This window comes from Phaeobacter sp. JH20_08, assembly GCF_048056635.1.
GTDB classification, from domain to species: Bacteria; Pseudomonadota; Alphaproteobacteria; order Rhodobacterales; family Rhodobacteraceae; genus Phaeobacter; species Phaeobacter bryozoorum.
On the sequence record NZ_JAYMVV010000001.1, the window covers coordinates 109,672 to 128,964 of the forward strand.

A 19,293-nucleotide genomic window follows, 5' to 3' on the forward strand; every position below is an offset into this window, starting at 1 on the left:
CGGTGTCCTATCCCGCAGGCAGGGCGTCGCCGCTTTTTACGCGGAGGGAGTTTTTCGCCCGACGATCATTGATCGGCGTGACGCCAAAGCTCTCGCGGTAGATCCGCAGGAACGCGCCCGGCGTGCTGTAACCTACCATATAGGCGATTTCGGTGACCGAGGTGCTGGAATACAGCACCAGTTGCCGCGCCTGATTCATCCGCATCATCCGATAGTATTTCAGCGGGCTCTGACCCGTCGCCTCCTTGAAACTGCGTTCGAGGGATCGCGCCGATACACCAATGGCATTTGCTACATCGCTGATTTGAATAGGGTCTTCGATATGCTCGGCAAAATGTTCAATGGCCTGCGTCACCTTCTTGGGCAACAGATCCTTGCTCTTGGCTGTTGAAAACGCGGGTGTCTTTTGCGACGTCGTGGCGCTGCGCACATATGGATGCTGAAACCAGCAGGCAACTTCGGCCATGATATCGCCGCCCAGATGGTCTTCTATCAAGGTCAACATATAGTCGAAAACCGCCGTCGCCCCGGAAATCGTGGTGAAAGCCCCCTCATCGCAGATCACTGTGCTCAGCCTCTCGATCTCAGGAAATTCCGCTTCAAAAGCAGCCTCATAGCACCAGTGAACCGAGAGCGGGTCGCTCCCGACCAAACCGGTGCGTGCCAGCGGAAACACCCCCCCGCTGAAGGCGCCAAGTCGGGTCTTTTTCCGGGTAAGCCGCTGGAGCGCGGCATTGGCACGCGCCGATTGATCAAAGCGCGCATTAGGACCCGCCGCAAAGAACAGATAATCGTGATCCGTAAGATCGGCCAGCATACGATCCGGGCTGAACGTCACCCCTGCCGAGGACGCGACCGGCTCCGTTGTTTCGGCAACAACAGTCCAGCGAAACGCCTCCTTCCCCGCGATTTCATTGGCGGCCCTTAGCGGCTCGATGCAAGACGTCAGGCAAGCCATAGGGAAACCGGGAAAGATCATAATGCCAAGCGTAAGCGGCGTCTTGGTTAGGGTCACGACAGGCCTCCTTTGGTCAATTCGGCAGCACAGCTCAGGATGTGTTTTTCCAGCAAACGGGCCGCAGGAGACAGCGCCGTATCGGTTTTGCGAAGCAGGTGGATCTGGCGAGTCGCAAGCGAATCAGCCAATGGTCGGAACGCCAGCCCCGTCGCATTCGCGGCTCGCGCGGCCATCTCCGGCAAAATAGTTACCCCGATTTCAGCCTGCACCATAGCCATGATGGAGGTCAGGTTCTGTGCCTTCAACAGCGCCCTGTCGTGCAGCTCTCTGGATTGCTCCGACTTGATGCTGGCCGACAGGCTATTGGCGATCAGCCTTTCGTTGCGCAGCATCTCCCATTCGATTTTCCCCTGCTCCTGCGCCAGCGGGTGACTGGGTGCGCAGATCACTCCGAACGCATCCGACAGCAGATGCTGGCTGTGCAATCCAGAGCTGTTCTGGCCCAGTGTTGCAATGCCGATGTCGATGCGTTCACGGGACAGCTCATGCAGAACCGAGATCGAGTCCATATCTCGCAACTCAATATCTACATTCTTGAAATCGTTGATGTACCTGGAAAAGACCAAGGGCATGACGGTGCCGGCGACCGATGGAACCGTGGCTATGCGGACATGTCCGTGGGTGGCCTTGGCATAGCCCTCTATGGCTTTGACCATCGTATCGTATTGCTGCAACTCGCGCTCTGCTTGTTCCAGCACAAAGGCCCCAAGGGCGGTCAGCCTGTTCTTACGGTCGGTTTCAAACAGCGGTTCGCCAAGATGGGTTTCCAGCTGCTTGAGCATCATCGATACGGCAGAGGGCGTGCGCCCAAGAATACCGGCAGCATCACTCAGGTTTCCACTTCGAGCGACTGCAGCAAAACCGCGGAGCAATTCAATTTTCAAAGCCATGAGCACTAACTTCAGAGTTTCTGAAATGATGTTCAGTAATTTGAGTTTGATTGAAGTGGCCGCGCATGTCCATACCCATGGAAACTGAATTCTGTGTGAGGCCTCCGACCATGACTGATATCCAAAAGAACCTGATTGCCGGTGAATGGCTGGCTGGTGAGAGCGAAGTTGAGAACCGCAACCCATCGGATCTGAGCGACCTCGTTGGTATCTTCGCGCAGGCCAGCGCCGATCAACTGGATGCGACATTGGATCAGGCGCAGGTGGCCCAGCGTGAATGGGCAGCCTATGGGCTTGAGCGTAAGCAGGCCGTGCTGAACGCAATAGGCAACGAGATGATGGCCCGCGCCGAAGAACTCGGCACGCTCCTGAGCCGTGAAGAAGGCAAGCCGCTGGCCGAGGGTAAAGGCGAAGTTTACCGCGCCGGCCAGTTCTTCACCTATTACGCCGCCGAATGCCTGCGCCAGATCGGAGAAAACGCCGACTCCGTGCGTCCCGACATCGAGGTGGATGTGCGCCGGGAAGCGGTCGGTACGGTGGCGATCATCAGCCCTTGGAACTTCCCGACCGCTACCGCCTCCTGGAAAATCGCGCCGGCGCTTTGCTATGGCAACGCCGTGGTGTGGAAACCGGCCAACATCACCCCGGCATCAGCCGTCGCACTGGCCGAGATCATCAACCGGCAGGATATCCCCAAGGGCCTGTTCTCGCTGGTCATGGGCTCCGGCCGTTCCATCGGCCAGCGTCTGGTCGAAAGCCCCAAAGTGAACGCGATCTCCTTCACCGGCTCGGTGCCGGTGGGCAAAGGGATTGCTGCCGCCGCCATCCAGAACCTGACCAAGGTGCAGATGGAGATGGGCTCCAAGAACGCGCTGGCGGTGATGGACGACGCAGATCTGGATCTGGCCGTCACGCTGGCCCTCGGTGGCGCCTTTGGCGGCACCGGACAGAAATGCACAGCCTCCTCCCGGCTCGTGGTCCACACAGCCATTCATGATGCCTTTGTCGACAAGCTTGTCGCCGGGGCACAGGCCATGAAAGTGGGCCACGCGCTGGAAGCGGGCGTGCAGATGGGGCCGGTGGTCAGCGAGCAGCAGCTGAACGAGAACCTGGCCTATGTCGATCTGGGCAAATCCGAAGGTGCAGAACTCGCCTGCGGCGGCCAGCGTCTGCAGATGCCGCACGAGGGCTTCTACATGTCCCCTGGCGTTTTCCTCAACACCACCAACGACATGCGCATCAACCGCGAGGAAATGTTCGCGCCGCTGACCAGCGTGATCAAGGTCGGCAGCTATGACGAGGCGCTGTCGGTGGTGAATGACACCAACTTCGGCCTGACCTCGGGCATTGTCACCCAGTCACTGGCCCGCGCCACCCACTTCCGCCGCAACGCGCGCACCGGTGTGGTCACTGTCAACCTGCCAACCGCAGGCACCGACTACCACGTGCCCTTCGGTGGCCGCGGCGACAGTTCCTATGGCCCGCGCGAGCAGGGTAAGGCAGCGGCGGAGTTCTATACCACCGTCAAAACCGCCTACATCAGCGCCGGCAAGCCGGTCTGAGACTGAATTCTTGGCAGTGCCGCATCGTCGGCCTGCCAGTTTGCGGACGCGCCCGCCCTCCTTGTTTCCCCCGAGGCGGGCGCATCCTGCCTGGCATTACAGGCCGGGTAGTGGACTTTGAAAACCGAGGTGCTTGAATGACCGGATATCGTATCGACTGCCTGCAATATGCCAATTGGTCGGAAAAAATCTTCCGCCAGCTGCGCGAGGGCAACGTGGACGCAATCCATGTCACCATTGCCTATCATGAGACCTTCCGCGAGACGGTCCTGAACTTCGAGAAATGGAACCGCTGGTTCGAGCAGTACCCGGATCTGATCATGAAGGGGCAGTGGGCCTCTGATATCGACAAGGCCCGCGAAACCGGCCGCACCGCTGTGTTCTTCGGTTTCCAGAACCCCTCGCCGATAGAGGACGACATCGGCCTGGTGGAGATCCTGCACACGCTGGGCGCCCGATTCATGCAGCTCACCTACAACAACCAGTCGCTGCTGGCGACGGGGTGTTATGAGGCCGAGGACATGGGCATCACCCGCATGGGCAAGCAGGTGATCAAGGAGATGAACCGGGTCGGCCTGGTCGTGGACATGAGCCATTCCGCCGACCGTTCCACCATCGAAGCAGCGGAAATTTCCAGCCGCCCGATCGCCATTACTCATGCCAACCCGCATGAATGGTCGCCGGCCCTGCGCAATAAGAAGGATGATGTCATCCGCGCAGTGACCGGCCACGGCGGGATGCTGGGCTTCTCGGTCTATCCGCATCACCTGAAGGACAAGTCCAACTGCACGCTGCAAAGCTTCTGCGAGATGATTGCCCGAACCGCCGAGAAATTCGGCGTTGAACATCTCGGGATCGGCACTGACCTTTGCCAGGACCAGCCGGACAGCGTCGTCGAATGGATGCGTGTGGGTCGTTGGACCAGGGAGATCGACTACGGCGAAGGCTCCAAATCCGCGCCGGGTTTCCCGCCAATGCCCAGCTGGTTCGAAGACAACCGCGACTTCGGAAATATCGAAGACGGGCTGCGCAAGGTCGGCATGAACAACGACGAGGTATCAGCTGTCATGGGAGGCAACTGGTATCGCTTCTTTGAAGAGAATTTCGGTCCAAAATCGGGGGATTAAAGACCGGGATAGACAGAAATATCGGCCCGACCAGTGCGCGGGCCAACCAATGGGAGGGAAAGATGTCAGAGACATCTATGGAGACAACACCGCAGGAGAGCCGGATCAACAAGCCGCTATTTCTGCTTTCAGGCGGTTTTATCGCGCTATTCTGTGCCGCAGCACTGGTCAATCTTGACGGGCTGTCGGCACTGGTCGACTGGGGGTTCAACATCTCGGCGACCTATTTTGGCCTGTACTGGCAAATTCTACTGCTTGCGACCTTTCTGATCGGTTTGCTGCTCTGCGTCCTGCCCGGTGGGCGCGCTATTCTCGGCGGGCTGGCCGCGCCTGAATTCACCACATTCCAGTGGGGATCCATGGTCATGTGTACTCTGCTTGCTGGTGGTGGCGTGTTCTGGGCGGCCGGGGAGCCTATTGCGCATTTCCTCTACTCGCCTCCCCTCTACGGGGCCGAAGGCGGTAGCGAAGCCGCCGTTACCCCCGCTATCGCACAAAGCTTCATGCATTGGGGGTTTCTGGCATGGGCGATCCTCGGTTCGCTTTCCACGGTCATGCTGATGCATTATCACTATGAAAAGGGCCTGCCGCTGGCCCCCCGGACGCTGCTCTATCCGGTGTTCAAGGACAAGGCTATCAACGGCCCCATCGGGGTGATCGCCGACGCATCATCGATTATCGCCGTGGTAGCGGGTACCGTCGGTCCGATCGGCTTTCTTGGGCTTCAGGTGAGCTATGGTCTCTCCGATCTCTTCGGCATCCCGGACGTTTTTGCCACTCAGTTCGTGGTGATCGGCGCATTGGTGGCACTCTACACGATCTCGGCGATGACCGGCCTGTCGCGAGGCATCCAGATGCTGTCCAAGATCAATGTGATCCTGGCCGCCGTGTTGCTGGTCTATGTGCTCATTGCCGGGCCTACCGGTTTCATCTTCGGATCGTTCTTCTCAGGTTTTACGACCTATTTGGGCAACTTCTTCCAGATGGCGCTCTATCGCGGTGATGCAGGCATATTCGGCGCTCCCGGCTGGCTGGGATGGTGGACCGTGTTCTTCTGGGGCTGGTTCATGGGCTACGGGCCACTGATGGCTATGTTCATTGCCCGCGTGTCACGCGGACGGTCGATCCGGTCCATCATCATCATGCTGTCGATCATCGCACCCATCGTGACCAACTTCTGGTTCACCATCATCGGGGGCACGGGCATTGCGATGGAACTGGCTGAGCCCGGCACCATCTCCGCAGCTTTCGAAGGCTTCAACCTGCCTGCGGCACTGCTGGCAATCACGAACAATCTGCCGATGGGTTTCTTGATCTCAATCCTGTTCTTGATCCTGACCACGATCTTTGTGGCCACGACCGGAGATTCGATGAGCTACGTGATTTCCGCTACAATGACCAACGGCGACACACCAAGCATCGCTGTACGTGTTTTCTGGGGCATCGCCATGGGTGTGATGGCGATCATTTTGATCTCCGTCGGTTCCGGTGGCGTATCAAAACTACAGAGCTTCATCGTGGTCACCGCGGTTCCGGTGTCGCTCATTCTTCTGCCATCGCTCTGGGATGCTCTGCGCATCACATTGGCAAAAGGCAAAGAGAACTGAATAGCTGCCGGGCGCTGCTGGCGCCCGGCCCACCTATCCAAACTGCCCGACCTGTTCAGATCATACGGGATACGACTAACGACCTGATTACAAAGGCCAATCCGAATGACCGACATTCTCTGCCGTGAACCGAACACCGTCATGCGTCTGGCACGCCTTGGCTCTATGCACCAGTCGCGCCTGTCATTCATGCGGGTGCTGACCCGTCGTCTGGCGCGCGAAGGCTGGCGATTTGAACAGACCGCATTTGACATAGACGACAGCGGTCAGGGCCATGCAGTCTACACCGCATATGGGCCGGAGCGCGCATATTCCCTGGTCGCCTTTGCCCATGACCTGCCACCTGAAAAACGCTCCGACCGAGTGATTGCAGAGGCCTGGGACGCCACTTTCACACTATTTGACGGCATTCCTTCTGGCGCGGATATCGCCCGGCTGTCACAGAATATCCCCGTGCAGGAAGCCGGACGTGTGTCCGGGTCGGAGCTTTCTGTATCCCGTGCCAACCGGTCGGTGCGCCTCTGGGAACATGTGGTCAGCGCATTGGCCTCTGGCCAGCAGCCCTCCGCAGAGCAGATCGACGCCGTCGGCTATCTGATGCGGACAACGGCGGTCTACGGGTCCGGCAAACTGGGTGCGGCTGACCGCGAGATGATCGCGGAACGCCCCGAATTCCGTGCGCCGTTCCAGGTTGAGATGCTATCGGTCTACCTGACCCGCTGGTTTGTCACCGATCTGGTCCAGCATATGGCCGATTGTCGCGCCAAGGCTGAGGGCACCACCGCCGCAAAACTGGCTCCGGATCTGGCCCGGTCAATGGGGATCGGCAATTCCACCGGCCTTGGAATGGCGCCGTTTCTGCTCAACCACCCGGTGCTGTTCAACAACTGGGTCGCGGCGCGCGAAAAGGCGATCCAGGCGGTGCGCAATATCGAGGAAGCGCATCCGGACGATATCGCTGTGTTCCGCTCTCTGGTGGCACGCAGCAAGCTGACAATTGCAGATTGGCAGTCACAGCATCCGATTCAGATCCAGAAACTGAGCGCGCTGCGCGCCGACGCTGATCAGGTGACCAGCTACCTAGAAATCCAGACGCTGGCCGGTCCGAAGCCCTGGGATGCCCTCTACCGCTGGGCCGAAGAGACGCTCTCGCTCGAGGGTCAGGAATGGATCGCGTCGCTGATGCTGGAGCCCTACGGCGGGCTTGTCGATGGCTTCGCCGAAGATATGTCAGCAGATAACACCGCAACCTTTCGCATTGCGGGTGCTATGACCATTGGCGATCTTCGCAAGATCCTGCGGGACGTATACGCTTGGGCCATCGACACAAACTGGCAGGCCCCAGAGAACAAGGCACGCGCCTGGTATGTTTCGGAGGAAAAGCTCGAACCCCGTCTGGGTGAGCGCTTTGAGGAGCCCATCGAAGAATATGAGCAGCCGCTGGCACCGGGTCGAGATGCCGCGATGTTGTACCAGGCTCTGGCCCACTGGCCAGACGAGGCGCAGGTTGCAGATTTCCTGTTGCGCCATTCCGAACACCGCCATGTTCTGCGCCGTGTTCAGATCGTCGGCCGCGCGCCCTACGCGGAAATCCGTGACAACACGATTTCCGATCAGGTCCTGCCGATCGATATGCTGCGCTGCAAGCTGGCATTCTTTGGCGCGACGAAATTTGATCCCCGGTCAGATCGTTGGGTGCGGATTTGCATGTATGGCAATGCTCCGCTGCCCACCGAACTCACCGTTGAGAACGCGGAATTCTGGGTATTCCCCGAACTGGAAGAGGGTCTGGCATGAGCCATTCGTTGAATGAAATCGAGGCCATGAGCAAGCGCGCCGCCCGTGGCGCGGGCCTGTCCTGGGGATTGGCAGAAGAGGCCGCCAAGGGCACGCGCTGGCTTTCGTCTTTTGGGTTTCCCGGCACCGAGATGCTGGCAGATCTGCTGACGATGAATGATCGCATTCCCTCGATTGACGTATCGCCCGTTTCGCTGCGGGCCGAGGTCTGGCACGCCCCTGCCCGCCGGATGAGCCCCTTGATCGCCGGTGCAGCACTCAGCGATTGTGCCGTGCGCCTGCTGGAGCGTGGCAAGATCACGATGGAAAACGTCAATTTTCCCTTGCTGGCGGTGCCCTTCATGGGCGGCGCGGCCTTGCGACTGGGCCGACCGGTTGCCGCCGAATGGCAGGGCGCGCGACTGGCCACCGACGGCAAGCGGCTCTGCGTGCAGGGCTCCAGCGAGGCGCTGCACAGCCGGCTGGCGGAACGGATGGTATTCTCCGCCCCTGCGGAGATGACCGGCCAGCAAGAACCGGTGATGCGCGCAAGCGTCTCCAACGCAAGCTGGGATCAGCTGGGCAAGTTTGCCCATCGCACCTTTGCCCCGGCGACCGAGGAAAGCCGCCTGCGCGGCGCCGGGGCCGGCCTCAGCGACAACGACTGATCCACCCATCGACTGCCGGTCAGCCCGGCATTGACCCGAAGACTGAAAAACAGAAAGCCCGATATGACCGCAACCGAAACCCTGACCCTTGCCGAAATCGAAGACCTGGCCTTCCGCGTGTTGGTCAAGGCCGGCACCTCCGAAGCCAACGCCCGCCCCCTTGCTGTTGCAACCGCCATGACCGAAGCCGATGGCGTCGCCTCGCACGGGCTGGCCTATATCCCGATCTATGCCCAACATGTCGAATGTGGAAAGGTGGATGGTCAGGCAAAGCCGGTTGTGGATCAGCCCCGCCCGGCGGTTGTCACCGTGGACGCAGCGACCGGTTTTGCCCATAGCGCCATTGATCTCGGCTTTGAAAAACTGATCCCGCTGGCCCGCGAGATGGGGGTTGCGGTTCTGGCGGTGAACAACTCCTACAACTGCGGTGTCCTCGGAGTTCACACGCAACGGCTGGCGCAGGCAGGATTGCTTGGCATCGGTTTCACCAATGCGCCCGCGTCGATCGCGCCCTCCGGCGGTGCGAAGCCGGTTGTCGGCACCAACCCCTTCTCGATCGCGGCCCCGGACGCAGACGGGAATGCCGCGCTGCTGATCGACCAGTCCGCCAGCACAATCGCCAAGAGCGAAGTGATGAAACACGCCCGGGAGGGCAAAGCGGTCCCCGAAGGCTGGGTGCTGGATGCTGACGGGCAACCAACCACCAATCCCGAGGCCGGGCTCAAGGGGTCAATGGTTCCTTCCGGCGGATACAAGGGCGTCGGCATCGCCTTGACTGTTGAACTGATGGCGGCTGCCATGACCGGCGCGACCCTCGGCTCCGTCGCCAGCCCCTTCTCTGGCACCGCGGGTGGGCCACCAAAAACCGGCCAGTTCTTCATTGCGATCGATCCGGCAGCGACCTCGGGCGGCGCATTCCACGACCGGCTGACCGACCTGATCGCATCAATCCATGATCAGGATGGCGCACGGCTGCCGGGCGATGGTCGTCGTGGCTGCCGCACACGCGCCGCGTCTGAAGGCGTCGCCGTGAACGCCGCACTGCTGGAGAAGGTCCGCGACCTTCTCTGATCCGTCGCGAGGAACACAAGACACCACGATGAAGGAGGCCATATGGCCTCCTTTATTCGTTCTCCTGAACGCTAGCCCCGCAGAATGGCACCATCTGCGTCGAACGGCGGTCGCTCCAGAATGACCGCCCGGTGTGGACGCCCCAGGACCATGACCTCCACCGCATCACCGGGCATTGCCTCTCGAACAAAGCCAAGCGCCAGCGACATGCCCACGCTGTATCCATAGGCGCCCGAGGTTACGCGGCCGATCCCCTTACCATCCTTGAAAATAGGCTCTCCGCCGGTCGCATCGGCATTGGAAGCTGCCGTTCCGGCCTCATCCAGATGCAGCAGAACCATCCGTTCACGTGCCGGGTTCTCGAGGACCTTTTCTGCGGCAGCTTTGTTCAGGAAGTCTTTTTGCAACTTGCAAAGCCGGTCCAGCCCGACCTCCTGCGGCCAGTATTCCGGGCTATATTCCCGGCTCCAAGAGCCGTAACCTTTTTCGATCCGCAAGGACATCAACGCCCGACTCCCGACAGGACCTGCGCCGAACTCCTCACCAGCAGCCAGGAGCGCCGAGTAGAGACGCGGCTGATCTTCGCGCCTGCAATGCAGCTCCCATCCCAGATCGCCGGTGAAAGAAACCCGCAGTGCAAGCACCTGAATCCCGGCAAGATCAATCCAGGCCGAACGCATGAACGGAAACTCATCGGTCGAGAGGGAGGTATTTGTCAGCCGTTGCAGCATCTCACGTGATTTCGGCCCCGCGACATTGAAACCGCAGATCTCGTCTGTCAGCGACACGAACATAGTGCCTGCTGGCAGCGGAACCTCCTTGAAGAATCGCTTGTGATAGCGCTCGGCCATGCCGGATCCGATGATCCAGAACTCATCCTCAGAAACACGGGTCACCGTGAAATCCCCGGCAATCCCACCGCGTTTCGAAATCAGCGGCGTCAGGCAGGACCGTCCCACCGCATTTGGCATGGCATTGGCAAAGACCGCGTTCAGCCATTCTTCGGCCCCGGGTCCCGCACACCGGTATTTGGCAAAGTTGGATATGTCGATAATGCCCGCACGGGACCGCAGCATTCTGCACTCATCGCCAACGGGTCCCCACCAGTTCTGACGGGTGAACCCATTGGTATCCTTGGCGCCGGGCGTTTCTGCAAACCAGAGGGGATGTTCCCAACCCGCGTTGAGGCCAAAGACCGCGCCCATTTCCGCCTGTTGCTCATATATCGGCCGCGTCCGTGCCGGGCGACCAGCGCTGCGTTCTTCATTGGGAAAATGGATGGCAAAGCGATGGGCATATTGATCCCGCACCCGCGCCTTGGTGAAATCTTTGGTCGCCCAACTGCCAAACCGCGCCATGTCCCAGGCGAACATATCATATTGGGTCTCACCCTCGATGATCCATTGCGCCGCCATCAGCCCCATACCGCCGGACTGCGAGAAACCCGGAATAATGCCATTGCAGCAGAAATATCCATCAATTTCGGGCACCGGCCCCATCAGGACATTGGCGTCCGGCGACCAGATCATCGGACCGTTGATGACACGCTTGATGCCAGCGTCACCAACCGCAGGCAGGCGTTCGATGGCGTTCATCATGTTCTCTTCGATCCGCTCCAGATCATCTGGAAAGAGATCATGTGCAAAGTCGAGCGGCGTGCCCTCCTCGGCCCAGAACTTCATATCCTTTTCATAGGCGCCAACCAGCAGCCCCTGCCCTTCTTGCCGCAGATAATACTCACCGTCCCGGTCACTGACGGATGGCAGGCGGGTCCCATGCGCGGCCACGGCAGCCATGGTTTCGGTAACGAAATACTGATGCTCAGTTGGCTGCAACGGCAGCTCGATCCCCGCCAGCGCCGCGACCTCGCGGCCCCAGAGCCCTGCCGCATTCACCACCCAAAGCGTGCGGATATCTCCTTTGGGCGTCTTAACAATCCAGCTGCCATCGTCTTGCTGCTCGGTCGCCGTCACAGGGGTGAAACGATGGATTTCGGCGCCCCGCTGGCGCGCCCCGACGGCATAGGCATTCGTCACGCCAGAGGGATCGACATTGCCACCATCGGGTTCATACATAACACAGCGGATGCCATCGTAATTGACCAGCGGGTTCAGGCGCCTGGCCTCCTCGATGCTGATCTCGTAAAAATTCATCCCATAGAGCTTGGCCTTTGCGGCCTGCAACCTCAGCTGGTGTTCACGTTCCACTGTCTGCGCCAAATAGAGGGACCCAGGCTGAAACACGCCACAGCTCTGTCCGGTCTCAGCTTCCAGTTCCTTGTAGAGAGACATCGTATAGTGCTGGATACGGCTGATATTGGTGCTGTCATGCAACCCGTGGATATTTGCCGCCGCGTGCCAGGTGGACCCGGACGTCAACTCGTTCCGCTCCAGCAGCACCACATCTGACCATCCCAGTTTGGTCAGGTGGTAGAGGATTGAACACCCAATAACCCCTCCACCGATGACAACTGCCTGTGCTTCTCTACGCATCTTTGCTCCCTTCAAGAGCCTATCTTAACGGAGCAGCGATCCACACAGCCTCCGCTATCGGTTGAACCGCTTGGTGCCTGTGGCCGGTCGCACAGGTCACCATGCCAGCCGGTTTTTTCAGCACAAATACCCGTCTGTGACATGTCAGAAGCTGAGGCGCTGCACGCGCCCCCGTGCCGCAAGCCGCGCATTCAGCGGATCGGCTTCGGGCGCGCCGAGTTCCAGAGCAAAGACAAAGGCATGCGTGAGGAAAAAACAGGCCCTGTCGATATCGTCGGCCGCCTCTGCATAATCGGCGGCGAGTGAATAGAGCCGCACGAGAGCCGCGCCATCATCTGCGGCATGCGCCTGCAACAGGGCGCGATCAAGCTCATCGCGTTCCATGGCTCAGGAACTCGCTCATTTTGCACGACCTTTCTGAACCTCGGTCGCCACCCAGTGATGGAAGTTATGAGTTGGCCCATCCATCACCGGAGAGAACCGGCCGCCATCGAACAACACGCCGTGACGCCCCTTCTGCATGCCCTCCACCACAAATATATCTTCCTCGAAGACGGTCTTCCACAGCTGCGCATTAGAGGCACGCAAACCATCAAGTTCCGGCGTGTCCCGCTCGCTTCTGGCATAGTAAAGCTCGATATGCTCGACCGTATGCCCGCAGTCCTTCGGCTCCAGAACAATCGCGAAACTATGGTCACGCTGCACCCCCAACAGAACGTTGGGATAGACCGCGACATATTCCGCACCCTCATCCCATTGATCACTCAGCCCGTCGAAATCCGGCAGTTTCGCACCGGCTTCGTCGGTAAGTTGGCGATAGACCAGCGTGCCCTGACCCGAGTATTTTCCCCGCTCTTCAATGTTGTAGTGGTCTTCCAACCGCGAATAGCTGTTAAGCCCGGGGTGAACCCACGGCAGATGATAACTCTCGCAGTAGTTTTCGACCGCCAGCTTCCAGTTGGTTGCCACCTCCAGCTTCAGCGATGACCCTTCGCCACCGTGGTAAATCGGTGTCTCAAATTCGCGCCAGCGGTCCAGCAATGCGGCATGGGCTTCGGCGAACTCGGGCGCCTCGCCATCGACATTCACAAAAATCACGTCTCGCCAGATATGCGCCCGGACGCGGATCAGGCCAAGCTTGCTGATGTCGACATCGTCATGGGTACTCTGCCCGGGACCACCGATATGCGGGGTCGCACGCAATGCCCCGTCGAGCCCGTAGCACCAGCTGTGATAGGGGCAACGTATGGCCCCGCGGATCTTCTGTGGCTTGTCCACCAGGATCATACCCCGGTGGCGGCAGGTGTTTTGAAACGCGCCGATGTCACCGTTTCGGTCGCGCACCAGCAGCAGCGGCATACCAAGAAAGTCGACCGGTTTGGCATCGCCTGGTTCCGGAATATCCTTGCCAAACCCAATTCCTGACCAATTGGCAAAAAGAACCGAGCGCTTTTCCTCATCGAAAACGCGGGGGTCGACATAGTGTTCATTTGGCAGGCCGTTTGCCGTGTTTACCTCGGTCAGCACGGACGACAGGGGGGTATGCGTGTTCATCGAACTCTCCATGGCGTGAGCTTTTCCCTATTGGAGGATCGGATCAATTCCGCTCAATAGGGGAAAACCTCATTCATGAATGAGCCTGACTAAACCGAACTGCGGCTTGCCTCCGACAGGATCCAGGCTTTCAACTTGCGGGCATTCGGCGACAGTTCATCATCCGGCAGACCCACCAGATAGAACTCTTGCGGTGCCGGAACGCTCTGATTGCCGACAATGGCAAGCTTCTTGCTGTCGAGCATCGGCTGGATAAGCCGCTTCCAGCCAAGCGCTACGCCCGCCCCCTTACGGGCAATTTGCAACGCCACTGAATAGCTGGTCACGCGGGTGCCAACCGAAATGTCGCCCCGATGACCCAACTCGTGGAACCAGTCGACCCAGGTGGTCCAGCTCTGACTGACGTTGTGCAGATGGATCAGCCGCTGCGCTGCCAGATCCTGTAGCGATGAGCCCGCCAGTCCTTCGGCGATATCCGGCCGGGCAACCGGGACAAGTCGATCCCGATAGATCGCCGTATGGGCCAGCGTAGCGTCGGGATCACGCCCATACCTGATAAAGAAATCGAACTCCCGCGTGTCGTGAAATGGTCGATCCTGGGTGATCTGGTGAATGTTCAAATCCGGATGATCACGCCAAAATCGGATGATCACCGGCGACAGCCAAAGGGCTGCGACCGCCGTCGTCGATCCGACGGTCACGGCATCCTCCTCGCCCATCTGACGGGTCTTAGACAATTGCCGCGAGATCTGCCGGAACGATGTGGCCAAAGTCTCAAAGAGCGCCTGACCTTCGCGCGTCAGCTCGACACCGCGATGTTTCCGCTGGAACAACGCCACACCCAGCTCGCCTTCGAGAGCCTTGATCTGGTGGCTGACCGCTCCGGGTGTCACAGACAGTTCCTGCGCCGCATTTTTGAAGCTCAGGTGCCGGGCTGCGGTTTCAAAGGCCGCCAATGTGGTTAGCGGCGGCAGGTCGTAGTGTCGTCTGGACATGATGCGCCGCCATTCGTGGGGCCAGGGGTTAAGTCAGTTCACCTGAATATGAGTGGTTTTCGAATTGAATGGCAAATCCAAATGCGTTGGTGAGAGATCGCATTCATCACCTCCGGCCCCTGCCGATCCATAATCGGCCGGGGCAACCGTTCCGAAATCTATTGAAACGCCTCAAATCACGATCCCAGCACCGATAGTTCATGAGCATGAGGTAGCGCGGCACATGTGCCGCGCCATTTGCGTTCAGTTGATTTTTCCCGGCAGACTCAGGTCGCCCGACGCAATATCGAAAACATCCACCACGCAGAGCAACGGCGCATGCACATTTGCATTGACGCGCAGGGCCGACGTAACACCATCATACGCCACATCAGCCAGAGTCACATCGCTGCGAAATCCGACCGTCACAGTCACTTCCGGCCCGTTGAACAGGGGCGTAAATCCCGGGCTATCCAGATAGATCGGAAGCCCCGGCCAGGTGGCCGGCAGCTGCGGGGTGGCGCCTTCTGGAATGTCACGCACCGCCAACGCGCCCGGCCCGCAGGCTTCGGTCGGGGTCAGAACCACCCAATGACTGTGCCACAGGAGACCATCGTTGCCGGTATCGCCGTCGTTGTTTTCATCCACCAATGGCGTGTCGTCAAAGTCCGGGTGACTGGTTGCAGCCAGCGCGAGTATTCCGCTGCCTGCCTCAAACCCGACGGCAGCCGGGTCAAGCGAGGTCGGCCAAACATAGGAGAAAACCTCAGCCCCGCCGACCGAACCGACTGCTTCGGGCGTATCCGCGCCAGCGCTGCCATTTGTCGTCATGTGGAAGGTGACAGTGTTCCCCTTGCGGTGCGCATGAGCCGCAAGAATATCAAAGGATGCCGTCTTCCCCGCATCGGATGCCGAGATAATAGCGCCCTGCTGATGCACGGCATGATCGCCATCGGCGAACGCGCCGGTCGCGCCCGCCGCACCGAGGCCCAGGATCGCAGCCGTCACTAGAAATCGTGTCATTTTCGTCTCCATCTTAGTTCGTAGCGACTCGCTACCAAATAAGAGTTATTGCAGTTTTGATTTCGAGTCGATACCAATTGTTCATGACATCACACCACCGCATCCGCGCGCTCATCAATCGTCTGGCCCGTCTCGACGCCGCCGGGGGATGGTCTGACAGCCTGAATCCGGCCCAAACAGCGGCGCTGGACTACCTCGCGCGCGCCAATCGCTACTCACGGGCGCCCTCGCATGTGGCCGATTATCTGGGCACTACACGCGGCACCATGTCGCAAACGCTCAAGACACTCGCCCGAAAAGGGTTCGTGCGCGAAGAGCCAAAAACTGGCGATCAGCGTTCGATTTCTTACGGCGTGACAGCTGAGGGGCAGGCACTGGCCGAAGCGCCTTCGGTCATCGGCGGCGCATTGACCGCAATGCAGGACGTGGAAACCGCCGCGTTGGAAGAGGCGCTCAGCGCGACCCTGCGTGCGGCTTTGGAAGCCCGTGGCGGGCGCCCCTTTGGCCTGTGCAGGACCTGCGCCTACCACGACGCAGGCCCTGCCGATGGGTATTGCACCCTGTTGCAGCTTCCGCTGCAGCCCGGCGATCGAGATTTAATATGTGTTGAACATAAGGCGCTTTCAGATGACACCACCTGACCTATCCGCCCCGATCGCGGGCATTTTTCATGGCGCTGTCCACAGCCCATGGGCCGACAAACCGCCAACCGCCATTCACAAGTCCCCAGTCGCCGGATCTCAGATGATCGACATCAACGGCTTCACCGGCGACTCGCAGGCCGATCTGACGGTGCATGGTGGAGCGGACAAGGCAATCCACCACTACGCCAGCGAGCACTACCGCCTGTGGCAGGACGAGGCCGAGCTGCCTCCGACAGCGGTTCCGGCAGCTTTTGGCGAAAACATCGCCAGTTACGGGCTGACTGAGGACACCCTCTGCATCGGAGACATCCTGCGACTGGGAAGTGCTGTCGTTCAGATCAGCCAGGGCAGACAGCCCTGCTGGAAACTCGGCCTCTATACTCAGAACAAGCGGATGCCCTACCTGTTCCAGAAGACCGGCCGCACCGGATGGTACTACCGCGTCCTTGAGCCGGGGGCGGCACAGACGCACGACGAGATCAGGCTTATCGAACGGCGCCATCCCGAATGGACCGTACACCGCGTGACCCATGCGAGGCTGACTCGCAAGATCACAGCCGGAGAGGCCGCCAGCCTGGCCGATCTCGCTGATCTCGCCGCAGGCTGGCGCGCCGCCTTTGCGCGAATGGCAGGCGGCGACGCGGGCGAAGACACCAGCGCCCGACTGGGCGGCGTGCAGGCTTAGGAGCTGTGAAACCCAGCGTCCAGGACGCAGCCGTGAGCGCCGCCCTGGACGCCAGCCTATTCCCCGATCTGGCAGCGTTAGCCGGCCTGATACTGCGGGGCCGAGGCCAGAAACTGCCCATAAGCCGCCGCATCCGGGGGCGAGAATTGCTCGACCAGGGGATTCTTGCGCTTGCGCAGCTGTGCTCCCATGTCGGCCAAAAGCTCGTCGAAGTGTTTGAAATGAAACGGTGCTGAGCACAGACCGCCATAGACCTGCGCCGCAGGTCGCTCCCGACGGCGCCAGTCCAGCATCATCTCGATATTCTGCTCCATCTCCGCCCGGCTGGGCTGGTGAACCAGTTTGCCATCGGCATAGCGAACCAGCCAATTGGCAATCATCTCGGCCGACAGGACCGTGCAAAAGCTGGAGTTGAAACCGACAAACCCCATATCGGGCAGATCCGGGTTCACCGACAGGCGATAAACGCGATACTGCCCATCGTCTTCGATCAGCTTGTCACGATACTCCTGCGCCAGATAGGGTACACCCAGCTTCCAGCCAACCGCCAGCACCGCCACATCACATGGCACCACCTCGCCGCTACTCAGCCGCAAACCTTCCTCCTGATAGCTCTCAAACGTGCCGATAACGGGCTTGATACTGCCATCGTTCAACGCCTCAAACAGACCTGGAGTCACAATCGGGACCGAGCAGGACACCTCTTTTTCAATCGGCGTGGTGGGGACCATATTGTGCTTCTTCAGACCCAGTTGCAGCTTCAGCAGGGTCTCCAAACCGCGAAAATTGGCCCAGACCAGAGGCTTCAGCAGCGCGGCGACACCGCGTTGAAAAGGCGACTTACCCCATTGATTGAACTGCTGCTCCTGCGCCCGCATATATAGCAGCTTCTTGAAGTTGATGCCGCCGACATAATAGGGCACCCGCCAGACATTCTCCCGATAGACCAGCCGAACAGATCTCGCCCCACTCTTGGCCGCATTGACAGCAATATCGGTGGCCGATTTAGAGCCGCCCAGCACCACCACATGTTTGCCCGCAATCAGGCCGGGATCCGTATAATCAGATGAATGTATCACCTGTCCGCCACGGGCGATGAATGCGTCCTGACCGGGATGGGTGATGATGTTCTTTTCCGAAAACTGACCCGTACAGACCGCAACAAAATCGAAATCCTGTTGCCAACTCTTCCCGGCGGCCTCCAGTGTGAGGGTCCAGCCGGGCTGCCCATCCTGACGCCGCTCCATCACCGTAACGGAAGTGTTGAGCCGGAACAGTCGCGCCAGCCGGTGTTTCTGCGCGTAAGAATGCAGATAGGCATGAACCTGCGGACCTTTCGGCCATTCCGGGTAATCTGCGGGCATCGGATGATCGGTGTAGCAATATAGATCCTTCGGCGACTGTGTCTGCACATCCGGGTATGACCGCGACAGCTCCCAGACACCGCCGAAATCATGGCTGCGTTCATAACCGATCACCCGGTGGCCGCGTTCATCAAAGGCTTTGGCCGCAGCCAGACCACTGACACCGCCGCCGATAACCGCAACTGTTTTGCGTGTTGTCATGTCCTGTTCTCCCCTCTCGATCCAATCTGCGATGAACCGTTCTGTCCCTCACCTGCCTCCCCGCAGGCCGGTGTGTTTCCTGCCGGAACGGGGTTGGACGGTGGCACCGCCCTACCCGCGCTCCGGATTGCTCATACGTCGGCCGGGGGTGGCAGAAAATCGACCTCATGCAGCGCAGAGAGACGCACCAGCTCCTCCGGGTCGGTCACACCGTCCAGCTCAATGAACAGGTCAAACAGTTTGCGCGCGGGTGCGACGCCGAAAATACAATGCGCCTCAGCACCGGAACGGTTGAATATCGCATGTGCTTCGCCCTTGGGCATACGCACTGTATCCCCCGGCCCCGCCTTATGCACATCGCCCGAAAATTCCACCTCAAGCTCCCCCGACAGGACACTGATCCATTCATCCTGGGTTGGATGGATGTGCGGCGGTACAAAGGTGTCGGCCGGCAGAACCGCATCCCATATGAAGGCATCGGTGCTGAGCAACTTGGGCACATAGGTCTGCCCGACAACGGTCCAGGACATGCCGCGAATACCGTCTTTTGCCTTGGTGATCCCTTTTTCCATGAGGTCTCCTCCCTGAAATTGATCTGAGACCGCCAGACTGCACCAGCGTCGCACATTCGATTATC

At 59.6% G+C, this 19,293-nt stretch carries 17 protein-coding genes; 8 read left to right on the forward strand and 9 right to left on the reverse strand.

Annotated features, from left to right (window positions below):
• Positions 1-7 precede the first annotated feature (7 nt).
• Positions 8-1,015: a GlxA family transcriptional regulator gene (locus tag VWY75_RS00545; protein ID WP_416538060.1), complete on the reverse strand. Its 1,008-nt coding sequence runs from the start codon at positions 1,013-1,015 to the stop codon at positions 8-10.
• Positions 1,012-1,908 carry a LysR family transcriptional regulator gene (locus VWY75_RS00550; RefSeq protein WP_416538061.1) on the reverse strand — a complete coding sequence of 299 codons (897 nt, stop codon included), beginning with the start codon at positions 1,906-1,908 and terminating at the stop codon, positions 1,012-1,014. Before VWY75_RS00550 ends, VWY75_RS00545 begins: the two co-directional genes overlap by 4 nt.
• Positions 1,909-2,018: 110 nt before the next feature.
• Here VWY75_RS00550 and VWY75_RS00555 point away from each other — a divergent pair, with 110 nt between their 5' ends.
• The 6 genes from VWY75_RS00555 (at position 2,019) to VWY75_RS00580 (ending at position 9,719) form a co-directional block, all read left to right on the forward strand.
• The gene (locus tag VWY75_RS00555; RefSeq protein ID WP_416538062.1) at positions 2,019-3,470 is read left to right on the forward strand and encodes an aldehyde dehydrogenase family protein; all 1,452 of its coding nucleotides are present in this window, start codon (positions 2,019-2,021) and stop codon (positions 3,468-3,470) included.
• 137 nt (positions 3,471-3,607) lie between these two features.
• Positions 3,608-4,597, forward strand: coding sequence for a membrane dipeptidase (locus VWY75_RS00560; protein ID WP_416538063.1), 990 nt, complete (start codon positions 3,608-3,610; stop codon positions 4,595-4,597).
• Positions 4,598-4,659: 62 nt separating this feature from the next.
• Entirely contained in the window at positions 4,660-6,204 is a 1,545-nt protein-coding gene (locus VWY75_RS00565) for a BCCT family transporter (RefSeq protein WP_416538064.1), read from the forward strand.
• Positions 6,205-6,309: 105 nt separating this feature from the next.
• A complete protein-coding gene (locus VWY75_RS00570; RefSeq protein WP_416538065.1) occupies positions 6,310-8,001 on the forward strand; it encodes a hypothetical protein in 1,692 nt (563 codons plus the stop codon).
• A complete protein-coding gene (locus VWY75_RS00575) occupies positions 7,998-8,648 on the forward strand; it encodes a DUF3726 domain-containing protein (protein ID WP_416535484.1) in 651 nt (216 codons plus the stop codon). The genes VWY75_RS00570 and VWY75_RS00575 overlap by 4 nt, the downstream gene beginning before the upstream one ends.
• Before the next feature lie 63 nt (positions 8,649-8,711).
• Positions 8,712-9,719: an Ldh family oxidoreductase gene (locus tag VWY75_RS00580; RefSeq protein WP_340547688.1), complete on the forward strand. Its 1,008-nt coding sequence runs from the start codon at positions 8,712-8,714 to the stop codon at positions 9,717-9,719.
• A 71-nt stretch (positions 9,720-9,790) separates the two neighbouring features.
• On the opposite strand, the gene VWY75_RS00585 is transcribed toward VWY75_RS00580, so the two are convergent.
• The 5 genes from VWY75_RS00585 to VWY75_RS00605 all read right to left on the reverse strand — a co-directional run bounded on the left by VWY75_RS00585 (position 9,791) and on the right by VWY75_RS00605 (position 15,762).
• A complete protein-coding gene (locus tag VWY75_RS00585; protein WP_416538066.1) occupies positions 9,791-12,211 on the reverse strand; it encodes a GcvT family protein in 2,421 nt (806 codons plus the stop codon).
• Positions 12,212-12,355: 144 nt separating this feature from the next.
• Positions 12,356-12,595 (reverse strand): hypothetical protein, encoded by a 240-nt coding sequence (locus tag VWY75_RS00590; RefSeq protein WP_340547690.1) that lies wholly within the window; start codon positions 12,593-12,595, stop codon positions 12,356-12,358.
• A gap of 15 nt (positions 12,596-12,610) precedes the next feature.
• Positions 12,611-13,765 (reverse strand): aromatic ring-hydroxylating oxygenase subunit alpha, encoded by a 1,155-nt coding sequence (locus VWY75_RS00595; RefSeq protein ID WP_416538067.1) that lies wholly within the window; start codon positions 13,763-13,765, stop codon positions 12,611-12,613.
• An 89-nt stretch (positions 13,766-13,854) separates the two neighbouring features.
• Positions 13,855-14,760 (reverse strand): LysR substrate-binding domain-containing protein, encoded by a 906-nt coding sequence (locus VWY75_RS00600; protein ID WP_416538068.1) that lies wholly within the window; start codon positions 14,758-14,760, stop codon positions 13,855-13,857.
• 243 nt (positions 14,761-15,003) lie between these two features.
• Complete coding sequence (locus VWY75_RS00605) at positions 15,004-15,762, reverse strand: hypothetical protein (RefSeq protein ID WP_416538069.1); 759 nt, start codon at positions 15,760-15,762, stop codon at positions 15,004-15,006.
• Between the two features lie 83 nt (positions 15,763-15,845).
• On the opposite strand from VWY75_RS00605, the gene VWY75_RS00610 reads away from it, so the two are divergent.
• Both VWY75_RS00610 and VWY75_RS00615 read left to right on the forward strand, forming a co-directional pair.
• On the forward strand, positions 15,846-16,403 hold the full coding sequence (locus VWY75_RS00610) for a MarR family winged helix-turn-helix transcriptional regulator (protein WP_416538070.1): 558 nt from the start codon (positions 15,846-15,848) through the stop codon (positions 16,401-16,403).
• 103 nt (positions 16,404-16,506) lie between these two features.
• On the forward strand, positions 16,507-17,091 hold the full coding sequence (locus VWY75_RS00615; protein WP_416538071.1) for an MOSC domain-containing protein: 585 nt from the start codon (positions 16,507-16,509) through the stop codon (positions 17,089-17,091).
• 77 nt (positions 17,092-17,168) lie between these two features.
• Here the strand turns inward: VWY75_RS00615 and VWY75_RS00620 are convergent, their stop codons facing one another.
• Positions 17,169-18,656 carry a flavin-containing monooxygenase gene (locus VWY75_RS00620; RefSeq protein WP_416538072.1) on the reverse strand — a complete coding sequence of 496 codons (1,488 nt, stop codon included), beginning with the start codon at positions 18,654-18,656 and terminating at the stop codon, positions 17,169-17,171.
• A 131-nt stretch (positions 18,657-18,787) separates the two neighbouring features.
• Positions 18,788-19,228: a cupin domain-containing protein gene (locus VWY75_RS00625; RefSeq protein ID WP_416538073.1), complete on the reverse strand. Its 441-nt coding sequence runs from the start codon at positions 19,226-19,228 to the stop codon at positions 18,788-18,790.
• Between the last annotated feature and the right edge of the window lie 65 nt (positions 19,229-19,293).